General features: G+C 71.7%; 20 protein-coding genes and 1 pseudogene. 6 read left to right on the forward strand and 15 right to left on the reverse strand.

Annotation, left to right across the window (positions count from 1 at the left end; all coding sequences use genetic code 11):
• Nucleotides 1-2 precede the first annotated feature (2 nt).
• The 7 genes from ACFQ6S_RS36050 to ACFQ6S_RS36080 form a co-directional block, all read right to left on the reverse strand.
• Nucleotides 3-1,064: an ABC transporter substrate-binding protein gene (locus ACFQ6S_RS36050; protein WP_383419135.1), complete on the reverse strand. Its 1,062-nt coding sequence runs from the start codon at nucleotides 1,062-1,064 to the stop codon at nucleotides 3-5.
• A gap of 116 nt (nucleotides 1,065-1,180) precedes the next feature.
• Nucleotides 1,181-1,852: a sigma-70 family RNA polymerase sigma factor gene (locus ACFQ6S_RS36055; RefSeq protein WP_383419137.1), complete on the reverse strand. Its 672-nt coding sequence runs from the start codon at nucleotides 1,850-1,852 to the stop codon at nucleotides 1,181-1,183.
• Between the two features lie 226 nt (nucleotides 1,853-2,078).
• Nucleotides 2,079-2,801, reverse strand: a complete 723-nt coding sequence (locus ACFQ6S_RS36060) for a hypothetical protein (protein WP_383419139.1) — start codon at nucleotides 2,799-2,801, stop codon at nucleotides 2,079-2,081.
• Between the two features lie 157 nt (nucleotides 2,802-2,958).
• A complete protein-coding gene (locus ACFQ6S_RS36065; protein ID WP_383419141.1) occupies nucleotides 2,959-3,477 on the reverse strand; it encodes a copper chaperone PCu(A)C in 519 nt (172 codons plus the stop codon).
• The gene (locus ACFQ6S_RS36070; protein ID WP_383419143.1) at nucleotides 3,474-5,759 is read right to left on the reverse strand and encodes a heavy metal translocating P-type ATPase; all 2,286 of its coding nucleotides are present in this window, start codon (nucleotides 5,757-5,759) and stop codon (nucleotides 3,474-3,476) included. Before ACFQ6S_RS36070 ends, ACFQ6S_RS36065 begins: the two co-directional genes overlap by 4 nt.
• Nucleotides 5,759-5,971 carry a hypothetical protein gene (locus ACFQ6S_RS36075; RefSeq protein WP_383419145.1) on the reverse strand — a complete coding sequence of 71 codons (213 nt, stop codon included), beginning with the start codon at nucleotides 5,969-5,971 and terminating at the stop codon, nucleotides 5,759-5,761. The genes ACFQ6S_RS36070 and ACFQ6S_RS36075 overlap by 1 nt, the downstream gene beginning before the upstream one ends.
• A gap of 81 nt (nucleotides 5,972-6,052) precedes the next feature.
• Nucleotides 6,053-6,652 (reverse strand): DUF998 domain-containing protein, encoded by a 600-nt coding sequence (locus ACFQ6S_RS36080; protein ID WP_383419147.1) that lies wholly within the window; start codon nucleotides 6,650-6,652, stop codon nucleotides 6,053-6,055.
• A gap of 215 nt (nucleotides 6,653-6,867) precedes the next feature.
• Here ACFQ6S_RS36080 and ACFQ6S_RS36085 point away from each other — a divergent pair, with 215 nt between their 5' ends.
• Nucleotides 6,868-7,338 (forward strand): hypothetical protein, encoded by a 471-nt coding sequence (locus tag ACFQ6S_RS36085; protein ID WP_383419149.1) that lies wholly within the window; start codon nucleotides 6,868-6,870, stop codon nucleotides 7,336-7,338.
• Here the strand turns inward: ACFQ6S_RS36085 and ACFQ6S_RS36090 are convergent.
• Nucleotides 7,325-7,729, reverse strand: a complete 405-nt coding sequence (locus tag ACFQ6S_RS36090) for a hypothetical protein (RefSeq protein WP_383419151.1) — start codon at nucleotides 7,727-7,729, stop codon at nucleotides 7,325-7,327. The two genes, ACFQ6S_RS36085 and ACFQ6S_RS36090, sit on opposite strands and share 14 nt — an antisense overlap.
• 141 nt (nucleotides 7,730-7,870) lie before the next feature.
• Here ACFQ6S_RS36090 and ACFQ6S_RS36095 point away from each other — a divergent pair, with 141 nt between their 5' ends.
• Nucleotides 7,871-8,032 carry a hypothetical protein gene (locus tag ACFQ6S_RS36095; RefSeq protein WP_383419153.1) on the forward strand — a complete coding sequence of 54 codons (162 nt, stop codon included), beginning with the start codon at nucleotides 7,871-7,873 and terminating at the stop codon, nucleotides 8,030-8,032.
• A gap of 13 nt (nucleotides 8,033-8,045) precedes the next feature.
• Here ACFQ6S_RS36095 and ACFQ6S_RS36100 read toward each other — a convergent pair whose 3' ends face one another.
• On the reverse strand, nucleotides 8,046-9,308 hold the full coding sequence (locus ACFQ6S_RS36100; RefSeq protein WP_383419155.1) for a PP2C family protein-serine/threonine phosphatase: 1,263 nt from the start codon (nucleotides 9,306-9,308) through the stop codon (nucleotides 8,046-8,048).
• A 431-nt stretch (nucleotides 9,309-9,739) separates the two neighbouring features.
• On the opposite strand from ACFQ6S_RS36100, the gene ACFQ6S_RS36105 reads away from it, so the two are divergent.
• The 3 genes from ACFQ6S_RS36105 (at nucleotide 9,740) to ACFQ6S_RS36115 (ending at nucleotide 12,180) form a co-directional block, all read left to right on the forward strand.
• Nucleotides 9,740-10,300: a hypothetical protein gene (locus ACFQ6S_RS36105; protein ID WP_383419157.1), complete on the forward strand. Its 561-nt coding sequence runs from the start codon at nucleotides 9,740-9,742 to the stop codon at nucleotides 10,298-10,300.
• Between the two features lie 507 nt (nucleotides 10,301-10,807).
• Nucleotides 10,808-10,987, forward strand: coding sequence for a hypothetical protein (locus tag ACFQ6S_RS36110; protein ID WP_383419159.1), 180 nt, complete (start codon nucleotides 10,808-10,810; stop codon nucleotides 10,985-10,987).
• A 95-nt stretch (nucleotides 10,988-11,082) separates the two neighbouring features.
• Nucleotides 11,083-12,180 carry a hypothetical protein gene (locus ACFQ6S_RS36115; protein ID WP_383419161.1) on the forward strand — a complete coding sequence of 366 codons (1,098 nt, stop codon included), beginning with the start codon at nucleotides 11,083-11,085 and terminating at the stop codon, nucleotides 12,178-12,180.
• Nucleotides 12,181-12,193: 13 nt separating this feature from the next.
• On the opposite strand, the pseudogene ACFQ6S_RS36120 reads toward ACFQ6S_RS36115, so the two are convergent.
• The 6 genes and pseudogenes from ACFQ6S_RS36120 to ACFQ6S_RS36145 all read right to left on the reverse strand — a co-directional run.
• Nucleotides 12,194-12,460 (reverse strand): annotated as a pseudogene (locus ACFQ6S_RS36120) (alkaline phosphatase family protein); the annotation flags it as partial.
• Nucleotides 12,461-12,895: 435 nt separating this feature from the next.
• Nucleotides 12,896-13,711 (reverse strand): BTAD domain-containing putative transcriptional regulator, encoded by an 816-nt coding sequence (locus ACFQ6S_RS36125; RefSeq protein WP_383419163.1) that lies wholly within the window; start codon nucleotides 13,709-13,711, stop codon nucleotides 12,896-12,898.
• A gap of 320 nt (nucleotides 13,712-14,031) precedes the next feature.
• The gene (locus tag ACFQ6S_RS36130; RefSeq protein ID WP_383419165.1) at nucleotides 14,032-15,246 is read right to left on the reverse strand and encodes an alpha/beta hydrolase family protein; all 1,215 of its coding nucleotides are present in this window, start codon (nucleotides 15,244-15,246) and stop codon (nucleotides 14,032-14,034) included.
• Nucleotides 15,243-15,929 carry a TetR/AcrR family transcriptional regulator gene (locus ACFQ6S_RS36135; RefSeq protein ID WP_383419167.1) on the reverse strand — a complete coding sequence of 229 codons (687 nt, stop codon included), beginning with the start codon at nucleotides 15,927-15,929 and terminating at the stop codon, nucleotides 15,243-15,245. The genes ACFQ6S_RS36130 and ACFQ6S_RS36135 overlap by 4 nt, the downstream gene beginning before the upstream one ends.
• 5 nt (nucleotides 15,930-15,934) lie before the next feature.
• The gene (locus ACFQ6S_RS36140; RefSeq protein ID WP_383419168.1) at nucleotides 15,935-17,542 is read right to left on the reverse strand and encodes a DHA2 family efflux MFS transporter permease subunit; all 1,608 of its coding nucleotides are present in this window, start codon (nucleotides 17,540-17,542) and stop codon (nucleotides 15,935-15,937) included.
• Between the two features lie 292 nt (nucleotides 17,543-17,834).
• The gene (locus ACFQ6S_RS36145) at nucleotides 17,835-18,416 is read right to left on the reverse strand and encodes a 4'-phosphopantetheinyl transferase family protein (RefSeq protein ID WP_383419170.1); all 582 of its coding nucleotides are present in this window, start codon (nucleotides 18,414-18,416) and stop codon (nucleotides 17,835-17,837) included.
• A 468-nt stretch (nucleotides 18,417-18,884) separates the two neighbouring features.
• On the opposite strand from ACFQ6S_RS36145, the gene ACFQ6S_RS36150 reads away from it, so the two are divergent.
• The gene (locus tag ACFQ6S_RS36150) at nucleotides 18,885-20,705 is read left to right on the forward strand and encodes a fatty acyl-AMP ligase (RefSeq protein ID WP_383419172.1); all 1,821 of its coding nucleotides are present in this window, start codon (nucleotides 18,885-18,887) and stop codon (nucleotides 20,703-20,705) included.
• Nucleotides 20,706-20,728 lie beyond the last annotated feature (23 nt).

Genomic DNA, 20,728 nt, shown 5'->3' on the forward strand with positions numbered 1-20,728 from the left:
GGTCAGCCGACCTTGCCGGGGTACAGCGTCTTCGCGATCTTCTCGACGGCAGCGGCGTTGGCGACCCCGCCGATCGTGGTCGGCTCGGAGCCGATGCGCAGGAAGTGGCCCTCCTCGACTGCCTTCAGCCCCTTGGTGGCGGGGTTCGTCCGCAGCCACTTCTGCGCCTCGTCGAACGCCTTCTCGTTCGCTGCCTCGCTGCCCCGGTTGCGCACGGCGAGCTGGATCCAGTCCGGGTTCTTCGCGATCACGTCCTCCCAGCCGACCTGCTTGTAGTCGCCGTCGCAGTCGGCGAAGACGTTGCGGGCCCCGGCGAGGGTGATGACCGCGTTGGCGACCTGGCGGTTGCAGACGGCCATGGGCTGCTTGGTGCCGGCGTCGTAGTCGAAGAAGAAGTACGTGGGCCGCTGGTCCTCGGGGGTGCCGGCCAGCGCCTTCCGGACGGCACCCACCTTCTCCTTCATCCCGTCGACGAGTTCCTTCGCCTTCGCGCGCGTGCCCGTGACCGCGCCGAGGGAGGTGATGTCGTCCTGGACGGCGGACAGGTCGGTGACCGGCTCCTCGCTCATGGCGCCGCAGGCCGTGGACTTCAGAAAGGTGTGCTTGATGCCGGCCGCCTTGAACTCCTCCTCGCTCGGCGTCTCCCCCATCCCCGCGCCCATGTCCATCGAGGCGAAGGTGTCGATGTAGAGATCGGCGCCGGAGCCGAGGAGCTTCTCCTTGGGGATGACGTGCTCGCCGAGCACCTTCACCCGCTGGGCCTGGGCGTCGAGTGCGCCCGGCAGGGTGCCCTTGCCGGGCGGGAAGCCGGTGCCGAGCACCTTGTCCCCGGCGCCCAGTCGCAGCAGCAGTTCGAGGCTGGAGGCGTTGCTGGTCACGATGTTCTTCGGGGCCGAGGTGAACGTCGTTCTCGCGCCGGCGCAGTCGGTGACGGTGACCGGGTAGCCCGCGGAGCCCTTGCCGGCGGCCGGACTCGCGTTGCCGTCGCCCCCGCTGCCGCAGCCCGCCGCCAACAGGCCGCCGAGTGCCACGGCCGTCTTCGCCCGCCACCTACGAGAACGCATCGAAACAACTCCCCTGGATCCACTGGATGATCGGGCGGATCCCCGCCGCCCGATCCAGTAGTCGGGGCGAACCCGGTGTCAGTTCCCGGCAGATGGAACGGACACCGGGTTCCCGGTCAGGCTGCCACGGCGACCGGTTCGGCCACGGCTTCGACGTCCGCCTCCGCCTCCGCCTCCGCCTCCGTGAGCAGCTCGACGAGGGTCGCCCTGGCGCGTGCCACGCGGGAGCGGACCGTCCCGACGGGGCAGTCGCTCATCTCGGCCGCCTCCGCGTAGGGCAGGCCCGCCAGCTGGGTCAGGACGAACGCCTCGCGGCGCTCGTCGGGCAGCGCGTCCAGCAGGTCGAGCAGTGCGATGCCGTCGTCGAACCCGGGCAGGCCGGTCGGCTGGGCGCGTTCCGCCGTCAGCGTCCAGTCGTCGGTGTCGCACAGCCGTGGCCGGGCGGCGGCGTACCGGTGGCTGTCGATCACCGCGCGACGCGCGATGGACAGCAGCCACGCGCGCGCCGAGGAGCGGCCCTCGAAACGGTGCAGGCTGCCGAGCGCCCGCAGGAACGTGTCCTGTGCCAGGTCGTCGGCGGCCTGCGGATCGGCGGAGAGATGCGCCACGTACCGCACGACATCGCGGTGCAGGGAGCGGACGAACCGGTCGGCGGCGTCCGGGTCGCCGCCGCCGGCGGCCAGCGCCCACGCGGTCGTCGACTCGTCGCCGGAGGCCGTTTGCGCAGTGTCGTCCGCCATCGTGTGCCGCACGCGCGCCGCGCGTGCGGGCAGGGCAGGAGTGATCACCTGAGTCCTTCTCGGGTAGACCGGACTCCGGTACGGCGGCGGACGCGACGGCGTCACCACCGGGCATCGAGGCACGGGAGCGCGAAGACGTATCGGGCACGCCGTACCGGATGAGTCCGGGAAGCAAGGGATGCGGCCGTACGACAGGTACGGCCGGGGCCCGAGGGCACGGTCCGCGTCGACGACTCGACGTCCCTGACCGTGCTGCCCCGGGGAACCGGCTGTCTCAGACGACAGCGATCCCCGCCGGGGGCCCCCGAGAGGTGATCGTGTGGACGAGCGGAAGCAGCCGCGGCGCCCGGTCGGAGCGACCGCGTCGCGGCCTGAGGCGCGGTCGGTGCGGCGCTGCGGGGAGGGTGAGCGAGAGCCGCAGCGGCGCGGCGAGCCAGCCGGCGACGGCACGCAGGATGCGGAACGCGGCACGCTCTCCGTGGCCCAGCCACAGGCCGCACAGCAGCGCGGCGAGTGTGTGGGCGGCGAACATGCCGAGCGAGGACGTGCCGGTCATGTCGTGGCCCATGGCGATGTGGCCGGCATCCATGTGCCCGGCATCCATGTGGCCCAGGCCTGTGTGGCCTGCGCCCATGTTGCCCATGCCCATGTGCCCCGCAGCCATGGCTCCTATGGAACCCATGGAGTCCCCGGAACCCATGTGGGCGGACATGGCGCCCATGCCGTCATGACCGGTGGCAGCGGAGGACTGCGCGAACTCGAAGACCGCGTGGAGCCCGCCCTGAGCGACGACCACGACGGACACGACCAGTCCGAGTCCACGCTCCCGGCCCGCCAGACACCAGCCCGCACCGCCCGTGACGAGCGCACCGGCGGCCAGCGTCCACCAGGGGACGGTGGCGCCCGACATCAGTACGTGGCCGAGGGCGGCGAGCAGCACGCAGACCGACGCGAACACCGCGGCCCGTATCGTGCGCACACCCCACCCAGCTGTCATGACGGCCCTCATCCTCGCATCCTGGGCCCACTCGTCACGGGTGGGTACGCACAACACCCCTGTTCCGCACTCAAGCCCAGAAGAGTGATACAGGACACATCGACAAGAGGGAACCGGGCGCGCCCGGGGAACGACTTCTAGGGGAGTGGGGTCGTTCTCACTCGATATCGCCCGGGCGGACGACCACGGCCTGCACCTCGATCCGGCCGGCGTCCTCGAAGTGCAGCGTGAAGGGCACGAAGGTGCCCACCACCCACTCCGGCCGTGCCCGCAGCGTCACGTCCAGTCCGAACGGCGACATGGTGAGACCGTCACCGGCCGGGACCCGGGCCGAGTCCACCGTCTGAGCGGACGCCGCGCTGTCGCTGATCATGCGGTGTCGACTGAGTTCCGTACCGCCATCGGCCGCCGACGACGTCACCTCGAGCAACCGGTCGTCAGCGCCGCCGGAGTTGGTGATCCGGAAGAACGCCGCGGTGTCCCGGACGTCGCCGTAGGGCAGGAAGACCCGTCCGTCGGTGACCGCGATCCGCGCGGGGCCGCCCGCGTTGCCGGTGTTCACCCAGGTGGTCAGGCCGCCCAGCGCGACGCTGCAAGCGGTGATCGGGGCGAGCGCGGCGAGCAGGCCGTCGGTGGCCCGGCGCCGGCTTCGAAGCGCAGCGGTGGATGAGGTCATCGGGGTCCTTCTCCGTTTCCGACGTGCCGACGGCCACCGGCGGGCGTCGGTTGCCAGGCCCGCAGCCGCAGGCTGTTGCCCACCACGAGCAGCGAACTCACCGACATGGCGACCGCGGCGACCATCGGGTTGAGCAGACCGACCATGGCGAGGGGCACGGTCACCGCGTTGTAGCCGAAGGCCCACAGCAGGTTGGCGCGGATCGTGCCCAGGGTGCGCCGGGCGAGCCGTACGGCGTCCCCGAGCGCCTCGATGTCGCCGCGCACCAGGGTCACGTCGGCGGCCCCGATCGCGACGTCCGTGCCCGTGCCCATGGCGATGCCGAGGTCGGCGCAGGCCAGCGCCGCCGCGTCGTTGACGCCGTCGCCGAGGACCGCGACCCGGCGGCCCTGTGCTCTCAACTCCCGTACCAGGTCGACCTTGTCCTCGGGTGTGCGGCGGGCGTGCACCTCCTCGATGCCGAGCGCGGACGCGACCGCCCGGGCCGGCGCCTCCCGGTCGCCGGTGGCGAGCACGGGGCGAACCCCGAGGCGGCGCAGCCGGTCCACGGCCCGGTAGCTGCCCGGGCGTACGACGTCCCCGATCTCGATCAGCGCCTGCGCCGTCCCGTCGATGCGGACGAGGACCGGTGTGTGCGCGGCGGCCTCCGCGACCGGGAGCGCCTCCGCAAGCGCCGTGGGCAACTCGTCGTCCGGCGCGAGGACTTCGACCAGCCGGCCCTCGACCCGGCCGCGCACACCCCGGCCGGGCTCCGCGCGGAAGTCCCGCACCTCGGGCAGCGGCCCGTGCTCGGGTGTGTTCCTGCGGGCGTACGCCACGACGGCGTGGCCCAGCGGGTGTTCCGAGCCCTGCTCCACCGCGCCGGCCAGCCGCAGCACCGCCTCCTTGCCGAGCCCGCCGGGCACGGCCGTGACCCGGGCGACGCTCATGTGTCCGGAGGTGAGGGTGCCCGTCTTGTCGAGGACGACGGTGTCGATGTGCTGCAGCCCCTCCAGGGCCTGCGGGCCCCGGACCAGGACGCCGAGTTGGGCGCCGCGTCCGGTGGCGGCCATCAGCGCGGTGGGGGTGGCCAGGCCCAGCGCGCAGGGACAGGCCACGACCAGTACGGCCACACACGCGGTGATCGCCGCCTGCGGATCGGCCCCGGCCCCGAGCCAGAACCCGAGCACGGTGGCGGCGAGCGCCAGCACCACGGGCACGAAGACCCCGGCCACGGAGTCCGCGAGCCGTTGCGCGCGCGCCTTTCCGGCCTGGGCGTCGGTCACCAGGCGGGTGATCCGGGCGAGTTGCGTGTCCGCGCCCACGGCCGTCGCCCGCACCTGCAGCAGCCCGCCCGCGTTGACGGCACCGCCCACCACCGCCGAGCCGGGGCCGACCTCGATCGGCTCGCTCTCACCGGTGACGAGGGACAGGTCGACGGCGGAGTTGCCCTCCACGACGTCGCCGTCGGTGGCGACCCGCTCGCCGGGGCGTACGACGAAGGTCCGCCCGACCGTCAACTCCTCGATCGGGACCAGACGTTCGATGCCGTCGTCCGCGCGGACCGACACCTCCCGGACGGCGAGCCGGGCGATCGAGCGCAGTGCCGCCCCGGTGCCATGGCGTGCCCTCGCCTCCAGGAAGCGACCGGCCAGCACGAACAGCGGGACGCCGACCGCCGCTTCGAGGTAGACGTGGGCCACGCCGTCCGGGGCTGAGGGCAGCAGGCTGAACGGCATCCGCATGCCGGGCTCGCCCGCGCCGCCGAGGAACAGCGCGTACGCCGACCAGGCGAAGGAAGCCACCACGCCCAGGGAGACCAGCGTGTCCATGGTGGCCGTGGAGTGCCGCAGCCCGCGCAGCGCCCGCGCATGGAACGGCCAGGCGCTCCACACGGCGACCGGCGCGGCCAGCGCGAAGCACAGCCACTGCCAGTTGCGGAACTGCCAGTCGGGCACCATCGACAGCACGAGCACCGGCACCGCGAGCAATGCGGTGACCAGCAGCCCGGAGCGTTCCGGGCGGCCGTCCTCGGTGGGTTCCCGGTCCTGGCTCCGCCGCTTCCTCGGCGGCTCGGGCAGCGCGGCCGTGTATCCCGCCTGTTCGACGGTCGCCACGAGTTCCTGGGGGCGGATGTCCGGCGGATGGCTGACCCGGGCGCGCCCGGTGGCCAGGTTGACCGTCGCGGTCACGCCCGCCAGCTTCGCGAGCTTCTTCTCCACCCGCCGCACACAGGCGGCGCAGGTCATCCCGCCGACGGTCAGGTCAGTGACGGTCATCGGGGGTGCCGGTTCGGTTGTCATCAGCCACCGCTCCCGTGCCGCATGTCCATGTTCCCCATCTCGCCCGTCTCCCCTGTGTCCGTGCCGCCGCCGTCGCCGCTCGTTCCGGTGCGATGCATGCCGGGCGCGACGGGACCCGCGGCGGCTCCGACGGCGTACGACACCGTGAAGATCACGGCGAGCAGCAGCAGAAACCCGCAGAGGGCGGGCGGTACAAGTTGGGGTGCTCTCATCAACGGCCTCCTGACGCACGTACCGCTTCAGGAGTCGGGCCCGGCGGCCGGGGAGTTCCCGGACGTTCCATGCCCTTCCGATCAGTTCGAAGGGCCTTCGCCGTAGCGATGCCGCAGGCAGGAGGCGACGACCACGAAGGGCCAGAGGGACTGAATGGCCGTCACAAGGCGTTCGGCGACGCCCGCGGGGCCGTCCTGGTGCATCTCGAGCATGAACCAGGCGGCGCTGACCAGCATCAGGACGGTCGCCGTGGCGGAGGGCACGATCCGTAGCGCCCAGGGTGCGGCGTCCCGACGGTCGGCGGCCAGCACCGGCCATACGGCGAGGAGGGCGAAACCGATGCCCACGGCCGCCCCGTGGCGCAGGGACCCCCCGCTGCTGGGCGGCGGGATGACCGCCACCACGCATGCCGTCACTCCCCCGGCGCCCAGGGCCACCCGTCCGGGGAGTGCCGCGGCGCGCAGCCCCAGGGCGGTGAGGAAATGGCAGACGCCCAGGCCTGCCAGCGCCGCGGTCATCACCCAGAATCCCGCGGCGCCGTAGGTCGCCAGGGCGCTGATCGTCTGCGTGGCCGGGTCGTAGGCGGGCCCTTCGAGTTGCGCCGCGATCGCCCAGCCTGCGATCAGCACGGAGGGAGCACATCCCGACGAGAGCAAGGCCCATCTAGGCACAAGTCGCATCAAATAACCGTAAAACCCATGAAACAGATGACCCGTCAGCTACACGCGGCGAGGTGTGTCAGCGGTGCGCGGCACCGCCGGAGCCGAACGGCTCTGCGAACGTCGCACGGATCAACTGCAAACGCCAGGCCGCGCCACCCCTTCCGGCGCATAGATTTATCCACCAGCATGAGGGGCCCTGAACGGCCGGGAACCGAGATTGCTGGGGGTAGGACATGCAGCGCGCGATGGGGAAGCAGGCCGTCGAGTGGCTCGCGGCGGCCGCGGTGGATCCTCGCTCGTGCAAACGGCAGTGGGACCGGGGCGCGGACGCGGTACTGCTGGAGGCCGGGCGGCTGTGGGACGTGCTGAGTGTGCCCGAGCACCTCGGCCTGAGCACCCTGGATCTGCTGAGCCGCGCACGACGGCGGACGTGCGGACCCGTCCTGATGAACAGCGGGGCACGCCGGGTCGGCTTCTTCGTCCGGCCCGCTCCGAGCACCGAGTGGACGGGGGCCGGCGTCCGCCATGTCAGCAGGGGGTCGTGGGTCGCCGTACCGCCGCCCTATCAGTCCGGTGGCTGGCGGCTGGAGTGGCTGCTGCCGCCGGACGGGACCGGAGCCCTGTACGACCCGGACGTCGTGCGGCTGGCGCTGAGCGAGGCGGGCGGCGCGCTCGCCGCCGCAGCGCGCGTCAGTCGGACGTGAGCGGGTCGGCGACGCCGACGCGTCCGCGCCTCGCGCTTCCCTCCCACACGAACATCGGCCCGGGAAGGCCCCGGGGCACGACGACGGCCGGTACGCGGTCGGGTTCGCCGGAGTATCGCGCGCCCGCCGGTCCGGCGTCGGCCGCCGGGGCCAGCCCGGCGCACCGGCCGACCGCCCAGGAGGTGACGGCCTGCCCCTGGCCTTCGCTGGCCGGTTCGCCGTCCCACGCCGTGTCGCGCCGTCCGGGGACCGCTCGCCCCTTGGCACGCCACTCGGCGACCAGCGCCGCGTAGATCGACGGCTGACCCCGGACGCCGGTTACCGGTACGACATACGACAAGGGTGCGGCATCGCCTCGTAGGACGCGCCGCACCGATTCAGGGCTGTCCATGCCGGGGCAACGCCGAGGCGTGCGCCGGTGGTACGCCGACGACCCTCGCTACCACCCGGTCGAGTGAGCAGGTCCCCCGGATGGAGTCATGACGTGCTCGACCCACAACACCCGTCCTCGAACGAGACAGGATCCGCCTGCATGGACCCGAACGACAGCGACGACGCCGCCGGCTGCCCGTGGTGCGACGCCCTGCGGGAGGCGAGTCTGCCACCCACGGCACCGCCGACGGCGCCCCCGGAGAGACGGCACGACCCCTACGTCTCGGGTGCGCCGTACGACGACGGCGACGACGACTGGTGAGGGCGGTGGGGCGTCACGTGCCCACGCCGTCGCCGCGCAGCGTGCGCTCGTGCAGCTGGGCGGCGAGTACGGCGACGTCGTCCTCGGCGTGCCGGGCGTCGAGTCCGGCGAGCACGGTGTCGAGGACGTCCTCGACGTCCGCGGTGGGCTCGAACACGACGTCGGCCAGCCGGTCCAGGGACTGGTCGATGTCCTCGCCCCGATGCTCGACGAGCCCGTCGGTGAACAGCACCAGCGTCTGAGCCGGGTCCAGCTGGTAGGTCGCCGGCTCGTAGCCGCCGAACCCCGTGCCCAGGGGCGGGCCGACCGGGACCGGCAGCAGTGAGGTGCGGCCCTGGCCGTCGATCACGGCCGGCGGCAGATGGCCTGCGCTGGCCAGGGTCACCTGGCCGCGGTTGGGGTCGACGCGGGCGATCAGGCAAGTCGCCGGGCGACGGTCGGGCTCCGCGGAGGCGCTGTCGTCGAGCTGCCGCAGCACCCGGTGCGGTGGCAGGTCGGCGGAGGCGATGTAGCGCAGCGAGGAGCGGTACGCGGTCATGTCGACGGCGGCCTCGATACCGTGTCCCATGACGTCGCCGACGACGAGCAGGGTGCGGCCGAAGTGCAGGCGGACGGTCTCGCACCAGTCGCCGCCGACCAGGGCGCTCTGTCCGACGGGCATGTAGCGGATGGCGACGTCCAGGTTCGGGTGCGGGCGGCCGGGCTCGGCGAGCAGCGCACGCTGGAGATTGCCGACGATCCCCCTGACCCGCTGATGCTCACGGGCGTGCCGGATGTGGGACGCCGCGCGTTCGGCGAGGACGCCGAGGAACTCGGCCTCCGCCGGGGTGAACGGTGCCCGGTCGCGGGCGCAGACCAGCCCGCCGTAGGCCTCTCCGTCGGTGTTCAGCGGCACGCAGAGCGCCGGTCGGGACCTGCCGGCACCGACGTGGGAGATGGCGGTCGCGACCTCCCCCAGGGCGCTCGTCGCCTGCGCCGCGGCCATGGCCCAGCGGACGTCGGGCAACAGGGCCGGGTCGCCGCTGACGGCCTCGTACTCCGCAGCGGCCTCGCGGTCCAGGCTCAGTACCGCCGCCGTGCCGCCGACCTGCCGGACCGCCTCCCGGGTCAGCTCCACGCACGTGGCGTTCTCGTCGAGGGTGGTGCCGATCCTGGCCAGGGCGGTGCGCAGCGCGGCGAGCCGGGAGGGCACGACGAGGTCCTGCTCGGGTACGCCGCCGGAGGCGACGGGCCGCACCGCCGACGGTCGATGAAACGACTGAAACCAGCGCACCACACCAAACACCCTAGAACGGTGACAATCCTTCACAAGCGACGCACGCGCCGCACGGGGTCGCTGCGCGCGGCGCGAGCACGGACAGCGTACGGGTGGTGACAGGGCGGACAAGAGCGACTCGGGGCGGACCCGGCGCCCGCGACCGACCCCGGCGCGCTCCGCCAGTACGGGGGCGCATGCCCTGCTACCTGCCTGTTTGGCGCGCGGGCGCTCGCCCCATACGGGGAATTGGGCTCCCGTCGTATGGCCGCGACACGCGGCACCCGGTGCACTAGGCCGTGTCCGCAAGGTCCCGTCGTCCGCCCGCAGGGCGGGCCCCGCGGTGCCTGGTGGGTGCTCTCGGCGTGCCGGGCGTCGCGGGGCAGGCGGGACCTTGCGGACACGGCCTAGGGCATCAACCGCGCGGCAGCGCACCACAGGGAGGCTCCTCAATGGCACTCACGCAGTGGACGAGGTCGATGGAGTGGCTGGCGGCGGCGTCGGAGGATCCCGGCGCCTGCAAGCAGGAGTGGCAGAACGGCGACACGGGCGTCGCGCTCCTGGAGGCCGGCCGGTTCTGGGACGTGCTGGTCGTGCCGGAGCAACTCGGGCTGCGGGTCGCCGACCTGCTGGAGGAACTGCCGCTGCTCGACCCCGGCCCCTGTCTGCTGGACGCCCGGCGCCGTCATGTGGGCTTCCTGCTGCCTCCCGAGCCGCAGACCGTGTGGATCGGCACCGGTGTGCGTCTGCTCGGCGCCGGCACCTGGATCGCCGCTCCCGCTCCGCACTGCCGCTGGGGCGCACTGCGCTGGCTGGTCCCGCCGGACGGCACCGGCAGCCTGCACATGCCGGAGGTCCTGGAGGTGGCCCTTCAGCGCTGCGCGGGCGAGCTGTCCCGCCTCCAGGGACAGTGCGCGACGCCCGCGCACGGCCAGAACGTGCCCGTCGAGACGCCGGCCGGTCGTCTGAAGCCGGTGCGTCCGTACGCATCCGGGGGACGCGTACGGCCGTGACGGCTCGGCCGCGTCCGGCCCGGGTCATCGTTGCTACACGCGCACGGCCCGCCCAGCCCAGGAAGCTCAACCGCACTTGCCCATCTGGGTTGTCCCGGTTGGTGTCCGCCAACCTCCGCTAGGACAAGCCCGACCCTTCCGATCGGCCTGCCGCAGCTCCAATGGGTGATCCATGGCGCCGAGGAGGCTGCGGTCCCGGGGCTGTCTCAACCGAGGTCGTGCAGGAGCCGACGGCTGCGGGATCACCCCGCTGTGCTCTCGGTCCAGCGCGCGATGCCCTCGAAAGCGTCGAGTGTCTTCCGGTCATGTGGACCGAACCAACTGCAGCAGTCCTGACCGAGTCCGTCGTAAAGTTGCGCCGCACCACGCACATCGCCTGAGCGACCCGTTAGCTCATCCAACCCATGTGTGCCGCGATGGCCTCCGGATGGGTGGGCCCGTGCTGGATCCGCAGCTCACGAATGCGCCGCTCGGTCTGTCGAATACGGCCCAGAACCCGGTATTCACGTGTGGGGCAAGGCGGCCCCCGCCACGATCTGGTACTCCCGCGCACACTACTCCTTCATCCGGCTACGGAGCCCGGCTGCTCAGCGGCCTGCTGTCCCGGCCCGCGGCTTGGCGGTACTGGACGGCCTGGTCGCCACCACCATGCTCACGATGGGCCGGCCGCTGGCGACCGGCGCCTGACCGCCCCGCGTTCGGCACCGCTTTGCGCTCGTCGATCTCCATCGCCCCCGGGGGCGCATCATCAAAGGAGGGGAGACCATCGACGAGGAGTGGCGATGAGGTTGTCGTTCCTTGAACCCCTCTACGAGGAGCCGGGCCCGTTCGCCTCCGTGTACCTGGACACCTCCCGAGACGTCGAGCATCCCGAGCGGGCGATCGCCCTGCGCTGGCGGCTGCTGCGCGAGAGTCTGTCCCGTCAGGGCTCCGACCGGGCGCTGCTGAACGTACTGGAGGAGGTGGTCGGCGCCGACAGAGATGTGCCGGGGGTGCACGGTCAGGCCATCTTCGCCGCCCACGGCACGCTCGTCCTGGACGGAGAGCTGCCCAGGCCGCCCGAGCACGACTCCGCGCACTACAGCACCCTGCCGGATGCGATGCCCCTGGTCACCCAGCATGTTCCGGAGATCCCCTACATGGCCGTAGTCGTCCACTACGGCGGTCTCCCGACCGCCGAGACCCACGGCTGGGTAACTCTGGAGGCGGAGACCGGCACCTGGCCCGCGTCCACCGTCACCCCGGGTGAGCGGATGCACCGCAGGGTCGCTGTGGCGACCTGGCACCGCACCTCCCTCCGGCTCGGTCACCGGCTGGACGAACGGGCGCGACGCGCCCATGCCGACGCCGTCGTCGTGGGCGGAAGCGAGTGGGCGTGCAACGTACTGATCCGCCGCCTGCCGCACACCCTGCGGGACAAGGTCGTACGCGTGGGCGGCCGGACCCCCACCGATACCGGACGCGCCCTGTTGGAGCCGCAGCTCGACGGCGTCTTCCGCGGCCGCATGGCCGCGCACGACCGGGAACTCGTGGACATCTTCATCGGCCGGCGTGCCCTGGCCGGACCCATGACGGAGGGGCTGGCCGCCACCGTCGCCGCCCTCCAGCGTGGCCAGGTCGCGGCACTGCTGCTGAACCGGCCGCCAGGGTCTTCGCTGCGGCTCTGGGCGGGCTCCCAGCCCACTCAGGTCGCCCTGACCGAGGCGGAGCTGATGTCCTTCGGCGTGCGGGCCCCGCGCGAGGAACGCGCCGACGAGGCCCTTCTCCGGGCCCTCGTCGGCACCGGTGCCGAGCTGGTCGTCGTACCGGAGAGCGAGCTGAGGCTGTACGAGGGCGTGGGCGCCCTGCTGCGGTACACCGACCCGGGGACCCCGTCCTGACGCCGACGCGCTGCGCCACGACGAGCATCGGCACACGCCGGCCGAGTCCGTACGGTCCGGCCGTGCGGCTCGCGTCGCCCTGGTGGAGGTCCGGGCCGGGATCAACCGTGGACTTGCCCTGCGCGGCAGACTGCGGCGGGAACGGCGGCACGAGGTGGTCGAAGAAGCCGTCGTTCTCGTCGTACGTGATGAGCAGGGCCGTCTTGCTCCACACCTCCGGGCCGGAGGTGAGCGCGTCGAGGACCTGGGAGATGTACCAAGCACCGCAGTTGGCGGGCCAGCCGCATCCGAGGTGAAGAACTTCCGAAGAGCCACAGCACCGGGCCGTCCCCGAGCAGCACCGCGGAGCCGACGTCGGCTCGGTGGGTGGCGAGAAACGTGTTCGGGTGACCCATGGTGTCGCGATGCGCCAGACGCTTCGCCGGCGCGACGGAGCATCCGATCAGACACCGAGAGGAGGACCATCCACACACCGGCCCTGAAGGCTCCTCCATGCGAGCGCATGGAAAAGGGCACAAGCGGAGTGGGTTCGACGGTCTTCCGAGACCGGCACCAGGGCCACGGTCACGGCACCGTGGCCGGTGCCGGCTCGTACACGGCCGAGCACGGCATCCCAGCTCCCCCCGCTGGTGCGGGGGTCAACTGCACGCTATCCGTGGGCAGTTAAGCGACTGCAAATGCCGTATGAAGCACGCACGGGTGCGCGGCCCCGCGGTCAGCGGATGGCGGGGATGACGCCGGCGGCCTCCAAGCGTGCCGGATCCGCCCGGAGTATGGCCTCGTGGGCGAGGCGCAGGGTGGGTCCCGGCTCGACGCCGAGCTCCTCTCTGATCATCCGGCGGGCGCTGCGGTACGCCCCCAGCGCGTCCCCCTGACGGCCCGCCCGGTACAGGGCGACCATCAACTGGCGGTAGAAGGGCTCCCGCAGCGGATGCTGGACGAGGAGGCCCTGCAGGTCCTCGATCACTTCGTGATGGCGGCCGAGCGCCAGAGCGGAGTCGATGCTCAGTTCAGTGCAATTCAGCCGTCTTTCCTCCTGCACGGCCACGAATGATTCGATCTCCAATGACCCATGAATTCCCTCCAGAACAGGCCCCCGCCACAGTGACAACGCCTGGCGGAGAAGTTCGGAGCCGTGCAGGAAATCGGCTGCGCCATATCGTTCTCGACCACGGGTGTAGAGCGCCTCGAAATCTTGGAAATCTGTCGTGACGCCGCTCACGCCGAGGATGTATCCCGGCGATGTTGTGGCAATCGGAGACGTTCCTCTGGGCCCGTTCAGGATTTTCCGCAACTGTGAGACGTACACGCGCAGACTTGCCACGGCGCAGCGCGGCGGACCCTGCTCCCAGAGTTCCGCCACGAGTTTGTCCCCCGGTACGGTCTCGCCCGCCCTGATCAGCAGGAGGGCGAGGAGTTTGGTGAGCTTGGGCTGCTCGGGCGTCAGGTCGACTCCGCCGCGGGTCACTCGCAGTCGGCCCAACAGTTCGTAGCGAAGCGCCTGGTCAGCCTGTAAACAGGACAGGGACACGACAACCCCCCGAATGCGTGAAACGCATCCAACTATATTCCGGCTTCCCCCGTCCGCCCTGGTCTGGGGCGTCATACGAACAGCAGTTCGCTGCTATGACGTGCAGTTTATGCGGGGTCGTTACACGATGCCAGTCGGTTCCGTTACACCGCCATTAAGGAGGATGAAAATCCGGCGGCCCGGATACGGGCGGCCGGAGAAATCTGCCGCCGTGCACCGGGCCGCCGACTGATTTCGGCCAGGAGCCCGGACCGCCGGTGAGCGGGCCGGGCTGTCCGGGGAGAATTCCGCGGCTGGACCGCCGATCGGGCGGCCGCCGGTCAGGCCGCCGCCGGCCGTTCCGCCCCGAGTGTTTCCAGCAGCCAGGAGAAGAGCCGCTCGTGGAACAGCCGCATCGCACCCGAGTGGCAGTGCGCCCCACCCCCCTCGTCGGCCGTGAACACATGCAACGTCTTGGGCGAGTTGAGCCCTGTGTACACCTTCTTCGCGTGCTCCAGACCGGCGAAGAACAAGTCCTCCTCCGCGTCGAGGACGAGCACGGGGCTGCGCACTTGGCCGATCACCTCCGACAGACCGAACGCGGTCAGCCTGCGCAGCAGTTGGGAGGGGGTGTCGGCGCCGAAGGTCCACAGTGTCTGCCTCAGCAGCCAGCGGGTGAAGGTCTGCCGGGCGGCGATCCCCCACATCACCGGGTCGGCGAAGTCGTCATATCCCTGCTCGACCCACTCCAGGACAAACGGCGGCAGCCCCACGACGTCGCCCAGCTGCCAGACCGCGTCATGGGCGACGCAGCCGGCCAGCCGGTGCTCGAACGCCGCGGCCCGCACCGCAAGCAGACCGCCGAGGCTCGTGCCCATCAGCGTCAGACGGTCGGGGTCCACGCCGGGCAGGGACAGTGCGTGGTCCACGACCGGCGTGACCACCTTCTCCCAGTCGGGGCGGAAGACCAGCCCCTGCTCGCGCAGGACCGACCCCTGCCCGGGCCCCTCGAAGCACAGACAGTGGTACCCGCGGGCGAGGGCCGCCGCCGCCACGAAGAAGTAGCCCTCCTCGACGGTGGAGTCGAGGCCGCCGTGGTGGATGATGGTCGGCCTGGGCTCGCCCGAGTCGTCCGCCCGGTAGAAGTAGGCGGGCAGTGAGGTGTCCTCGTAGGGGATGCGGACGAACTCCGGCGGCCGGTCCATGAGTTCGGCCGCGTCGGCGAAGGTCGCCCGGGACAGTCGCATCAGTTGCAGGGCCTCCGGGTCCCGTGGTTGTTCGCGCTGGAAGAACTCGGCGGTCCGGTAGTAGTTGTGCGCCCGCAGCAGGGCGGAGCGGGCGTCGACGGTGCGGCCCTCGTCCCGGGCTGCGGTGCCCAGCCGGTGGACGCGTTCGGCGAGAGTGGCCCAGGCGTGCCGCCAGGCTTCGGTGTCGCCGTCGGGGATGTGTGCGGCGACCGCGACGACCTCGCCGAGCTGCGCACCGCCGTAATCGGCGTAACCGGCGGTGCGCAGCGCCTGGTAGTCGAAGGCGGGGTCGTCGAAGAGGAACTTCATGGCAGCGGCTCCTGTGGTGGTGGGAGGTGCTCCGGTGCCGTGCCGGGGCCTGTCCCGGCACGGGTCGTGCGGGTTCCGTTCAGGAACGTGTCGACGATCGACTCGGCGAACGCCACTGATTCCACAGGGCGTTGACGAAGGATCAGCCGAGCGGCCATCGGGCCGGTGAGCAGTTCGACCGCGTCGTTCAGGTCGAGGTCGGCGCGCAGCTCACCGCTCGCGACGCCGTCCCGCAGCGCCCGCAGCATGGCTTCGCGTCGTGCGGCGACGACGGTGTCCTCGAACTTCTCGACCAGCTGCGGGCGGCGCACCGCCTCACCGAGCAGGCTGCCGATCAGTCGGTGCAGGTTGGTGTCCTGGCCGCGGTGGCGCAGCTGGTCCACGAGGGCCACCAGCTGGTCCCGCAGGCCGAGTCCTTCCAGCGGCGGCACGGGGAGGTCGAGGGTGCTCAGCGCGGCCAGCACCAGCTCCTCCTTGTTGCGCCAGCGGCGGTAGATGGTGGCCCGGGCGACGCCGGCGCGTTGGGCGACCAGGTCCATGGACAGGTCGCCGAAGCTGCATCCCTCGCTGAGCAGGCCGAGCGTGCTGTCCAGGATCGCCCGGTCGGCGGCGGGGTCGCGCTGGCGGCCGCCCCGGGGAGTGTGTCCCGGGGCGGCCGCCGGACGGTCGACGTGTGGCGACATGCGGTTCAGACCTCCGTGGTGTGGACCTTTTTGTTGGTGGTCGGCTCTTCGGCGCCGGGCGTCCCGGCTGCCGTACGGGAAGGCAGGAGCAGCAGGCAGACGAGGGCGCCGAGGAAGGTGACGCCGGCGGCGACGAGGGCTGTGAGGTGCATGGCGGACACGAACGCGTCGACGGCGCGGGCCGCGAGCGCGGAGCCGGGCGCCCCCAGCTTCTCCGCGACGGTGAGGGTGGCGGCGACGGACTCCCGCGCCGTGTCGCGGACCGGGGCGGGCAGCGGCGTCAGGTGGTCCTCGACCCGGGAGCGGTAGGCGACGGAGAGCACCGAGCCGAGGACCGCGACGCCGAGGGCGCCGCCCACTTGCCGGAAGGTGGTGTTGACCGCCGCTCCGGTGCCCGCGCGGTCCTGGGCTACGGCGGACATCGCGGCGGATGTCGCGGGGGGCATGACGCAGGCGATGCCGATGCCCATGACGAAGAGGACGGACTCGATGACCCAGATCTCGGTGTGTTCGTCGATGGTGGCCACGGCGAGGAAGGCGAGCGAGGCGAGCAGCATGCCGCCGGCACACACCGGCCGGACCCCCATGCGCTTGGCGGCGAGCGTGGCCGGCGGCGAGAACGCCAACTGGGCCACGGCCAGGGGCAGCAGCAGGCAGCCGGCCTCCAGCGGGGTCCAACCACGCACGCTCTGCAGGTAGAAGACCAGGAAGAAGGTGGCGCCGAGCAGGGCGAAGAAGACCAGGCCGATCACAGTCACGGCGGCGGAGAAGCGACGGTTCCGGAAGAGGCCGAGGTCCAGCGCGGGGCGCGCGCTGCGGCGTTCCCAGAGAGTGAAGAGAGCCAGGACGGCGAGGCCGCCGAGCATCGGCCCCCAGACCGTGGCGTCCGCCCAGTCGTCCGACTCGCCGCCCTTGATCACGCCGTACACCAGGACGGTCAGGCCGGCCACGGAGAGGACGACGCCGAGGGGGTCGAAGCCGGTGCGCTCGGGATCGCGGGACTCGGGTACGACGAACAGGGTGGCGACGGCGCCGATCACGACGATGGGCAGGTTGATCAGGAACACCGAGCCCCACCAGAACCGTTCGAGCAGGGCACCGCCGGTGATGGGCCCCAGCGCGACGGCGAGTCCGGCGGCGCCTGCCCAGACGCCGATGGCCTTGGCGCGTTCGGCGGGCGGGAAGACGGCCATGATGATCGCGAGGGTGGCGGGCAGTACGAGGGCGCCGCCGACGCCCAGCCCGGCCCGGGCGACGATCAGTTCGTCGGCGCTGTGGGCGTAGGCGGACCACAGGGAACAGCCGCCGAAGACGACGAGTCCGGCGAGCAGGGTGCGTTTGCGGCCGCAGCGGTCGGCGAGGACGCCGGTGGTGAAGAGCAGGGCGGCGAAGACGAGGGTGTAGGAGTCGATCGACCACTGCAACTCGCTCTGCGTGGCCCCGAGGCCGACGGGTGCCGGCTCGGCGAGTGTCTTCAGGGCCACGTTCAGGATCGACGTGTCCAGGACGACGAGGAGGAGGCTCACCAGCAGGACCGCGAGAACGCGCCACCGGTGCGGGTGCGCGGTCTGCGGGGTGTGCTCGGCGAGCTTGAGGCGGGGCTGAGATGTCACGGATTCCGCTCCTCGGAAGGAAGAGGGGGTGCGTGAGCCGAGTGCCGTTCTACTGCCGTGTCCTGTCGACGCTAGACCTGGCAGGCAATCGAGTCAACGGTGTATCGAAACATCGTTGACTCGATTACCTGTTCCCCGCTGGGGCGCACTTCCGCAAGCCGTCACGGGCCGTCCGGGGCCGGCGCGCAGCCGAACAACCGCCGTGCGGACCGGGCGCCCTGACAGTCGGCCACCGCCTTTCGATCCCGGACCGTTGCCGAAAGACCGTCGTACGGTGAGGCGCGCAGTCGGCCTACCCGCCTTCCGGGCCCAGCGCGCAGGCGACCACAAAACGGCCCGCGACTTGATCGCAGCGCAGGTGCCAGCCTCCTTCCGTTCGGTCCAACCGCCAGCCGCCGCCCCTCGGTTCGGGCCTGGGGCGCAGGTGGGAGAAATCGTGCGCCAGGCCTACGCCGAGTGCCTTCGTGTAGGCCTCCTTCAGCGTCCACAGGCGTACCAGCCTCAGGTTCCGCTCGGCCGGCGGCAGCCCGCACAATTCCGCCAGTTCTTCCGGGTGGCAGAACTTCTCCGCGAGTCCGGGTGCCAGCAGGGGGCGGTCCGAAGCCTCGACGTCCACTCCGATCCGGCGGCCGCGGGCGACCCCGACCACCAGCATCCCGGCCGTGTGGCTGATGCCCACATCCAGTCCGGCGGGCCGGTGCAGGACCGGGCGCCCGTGGCCGTCGCGGCCCACGACCACCCGGCCCGGTGCGGTGCCCGCCACGACGGCCACCGCATGGCGCAGCAGCAACCGGGAGCCCAAAAGCCTTGCCCGTACGAGGGGTTCGCGTGCCGTCCGGTAGCGCGGCCAGTCCGGGCCGAGCACCTCACGCACGGCCGACACCATCTCCCCTCCGCTTCCCCAGTCGTCCGGCCGACCGTGGCAGACCGCGTATCCGTGCCGCAGCACGGCCCCATGGACCGCGCGCCAGCCCACCTCGGGCAAAGGGCCGACAGGGAGCGGTCTCCCGTCAGGTGGGGAACCTCCGGGAAGCGGCCCCCCATCAGGTAAGGAGCCCCCGGGGGCCGCCCCCTCGAATGCCGCGTCCGAATCCACCATCACCGTCTCCTTCGTCGCCTCGGTAGGCACTGCGTGCCAGTACTTACTGTGCCAATCCGCACACTCACCGTTGCCTCCGCTCGTACGTCGACCGCCCGGAGGACCCCAAACCCGTGACGTGCGCACCAATTTCCGCTTTACGTCTCCTTTTCACGGCACCTCAAGGCTGATGTCACCGGGTGGCACTCGGTGCCTCCCGAAGGTTCCACACCGCACCGGTACCAACCGCGGAAAGGACAGCCTGTGCCGCACCAGCCTGACCCCCGAACGTTGACGGACGCCGTACGAGCCGGCGTGGACCGCCATCCCGATCGTGCCGCCTTCGTGTACCTGCACGAGGACGGCCTGGGGATGAGGCCCGAGGAGCTCAGTTACGCCGAACTGGACCGGCGGGCCCGCGTCGTGGCCGCCCGGCTGCGCCAAGCGTCCAAGGGCGACCCTTCTCGCCCGGTCCTGCTGCTCTACCCGCCGACCCTGGACTTCGTCGCAGCCTTCCTGGGCTGCTTCTACGCCGGCCGTACGGCCATTCCGGCCCCTTTGCCCGACGAGCCCGGCGAGCGGCTGGCCCGGGTCAGCGGCATCCTGCGGGACGCCAAGGTGGGAGCGGTCCTGACCCTCCCCCAGTACCGGCAGGCCATCAGCGCCTGGCTGGCCGCCTCGGGGGAGCAGGACGTGGTGTGCCTGTCAACCGGCGCCGACGAGGACGACGGCACCGATCCCGACCTGTGGACCCCGCCCCAGGTGCGCGGCACCGACGTGGCTTTCCTCCAGTACAGCTCCGGCTCCACCAGCGAGCCCAAGGGCGTGATGGTCACGCACACCAATCTCGCCGCCAACCAGGAGGCCATCCGTTCCGCCATGAAGACGCCGCAGGGTGTCGTGGCGGGGAGCTGGCTGCCGCTCTACCACGACATGGGGCTCATCGGCATGACGCTGCAGCCGCTGTGGGTGGGAGGCACCAGTGTGCAGATGTCACCGATCTCGTTCATCAAACAGCCGGGGCGCTGGCTACGCATGATCCACGACTACCGGGTGGAGGGCACCGCCTCGCCCAACTTCGGCTACGAGCTGTGTGTCCGGCGCGTCTCCGAGGAGCAGTCGGCGGGGCTGGACCTGTCCAGCCTGCGGGTGGCTCTCAACGGGGCCGAGCCCGTGCGCGCCGACACCCTGCGCGCCTTCGTCCGGCGATTCGCCGGCAACGGACTGCGCGCCGAGGCCGTACTGCCCTGCTACGGCCTGGCCGAGAACACGCTGCTGGTCTCCGGCAACGACCCCGATTCGCCGCACTTGGAACTCACCGTCGACGCCCAGGCCCTGGAGCAGGACGAGCTGCGTCCCGCCCGCACCGACCGCCAGAGCCGCACCCTGGTCAGCTGCGGCCGCCCGAAGGACACCGAAGTGCTGATCGTGGACCCGATGACCCTGCGGGCGCTGCCCGGCGGGCGGGTCGGCGAAATCTGGCTGCGTGGACCGTCGGTGGCCGCCGGCTACTGGAACCGGCGCGAGCTCACCGCCGACACCTTCCGGGCGGTGACGGCGGACGGCCGGGCCGGCTACTTGCGCACCGGCGACCTCGGGGCGCTGCTCAACGAGGAGCTCTATGTCACCGGGCGGATCAAGGAGATGCTCATCCAGCACGGCCGCAACCTTTACCCGCGGGACATCGAGCAGGCCGTTCAGGAGTCCGGGGACGCGTTCCGGCCTGGCGGCGGCGCGGTGTTCAGCGTCACCGACGAGGCGTCCGAACGCGCCCACGTGGTCGTGGTGCAGGAGCTCAGGGCCCGGGCGACCAGCGACGAGGAGACCCTGACCCGCCTCGCCGCCGCCGTGCAGGCGCTGCTCAGCCGCCAGTTCCAGCTGCCCGCGGTGAGCGTGGTGCTCGTACGGCCCGGGGCGATCCGCAAGACCACCAGCGGCAAGACGCAGCGCACGCTCATGCGGCGGCTCTTCCTCGACGGCGGCCTGCCCGTGCTGCACCAGCGCCTGGCACCCGCGGTCGTCGCCCTGCTGCCCGCCACGGACGCGGCACCCGCGCCCACCGCCGCCGTGTCTCCCCGCCCCTGAGATCCGCGTCCGAGATCCCGAGA

It is taken from the genome of Streptomyces sp. NPDC056479 (assembly GCF_042795335.1).
In the GTDB taxonomy this organism is placed as follows: domain Bacteria; phylum Actinomycetota; class Actinomycetes; order Streptomycetales; family Streptomycetaceae; genus Streptomyces.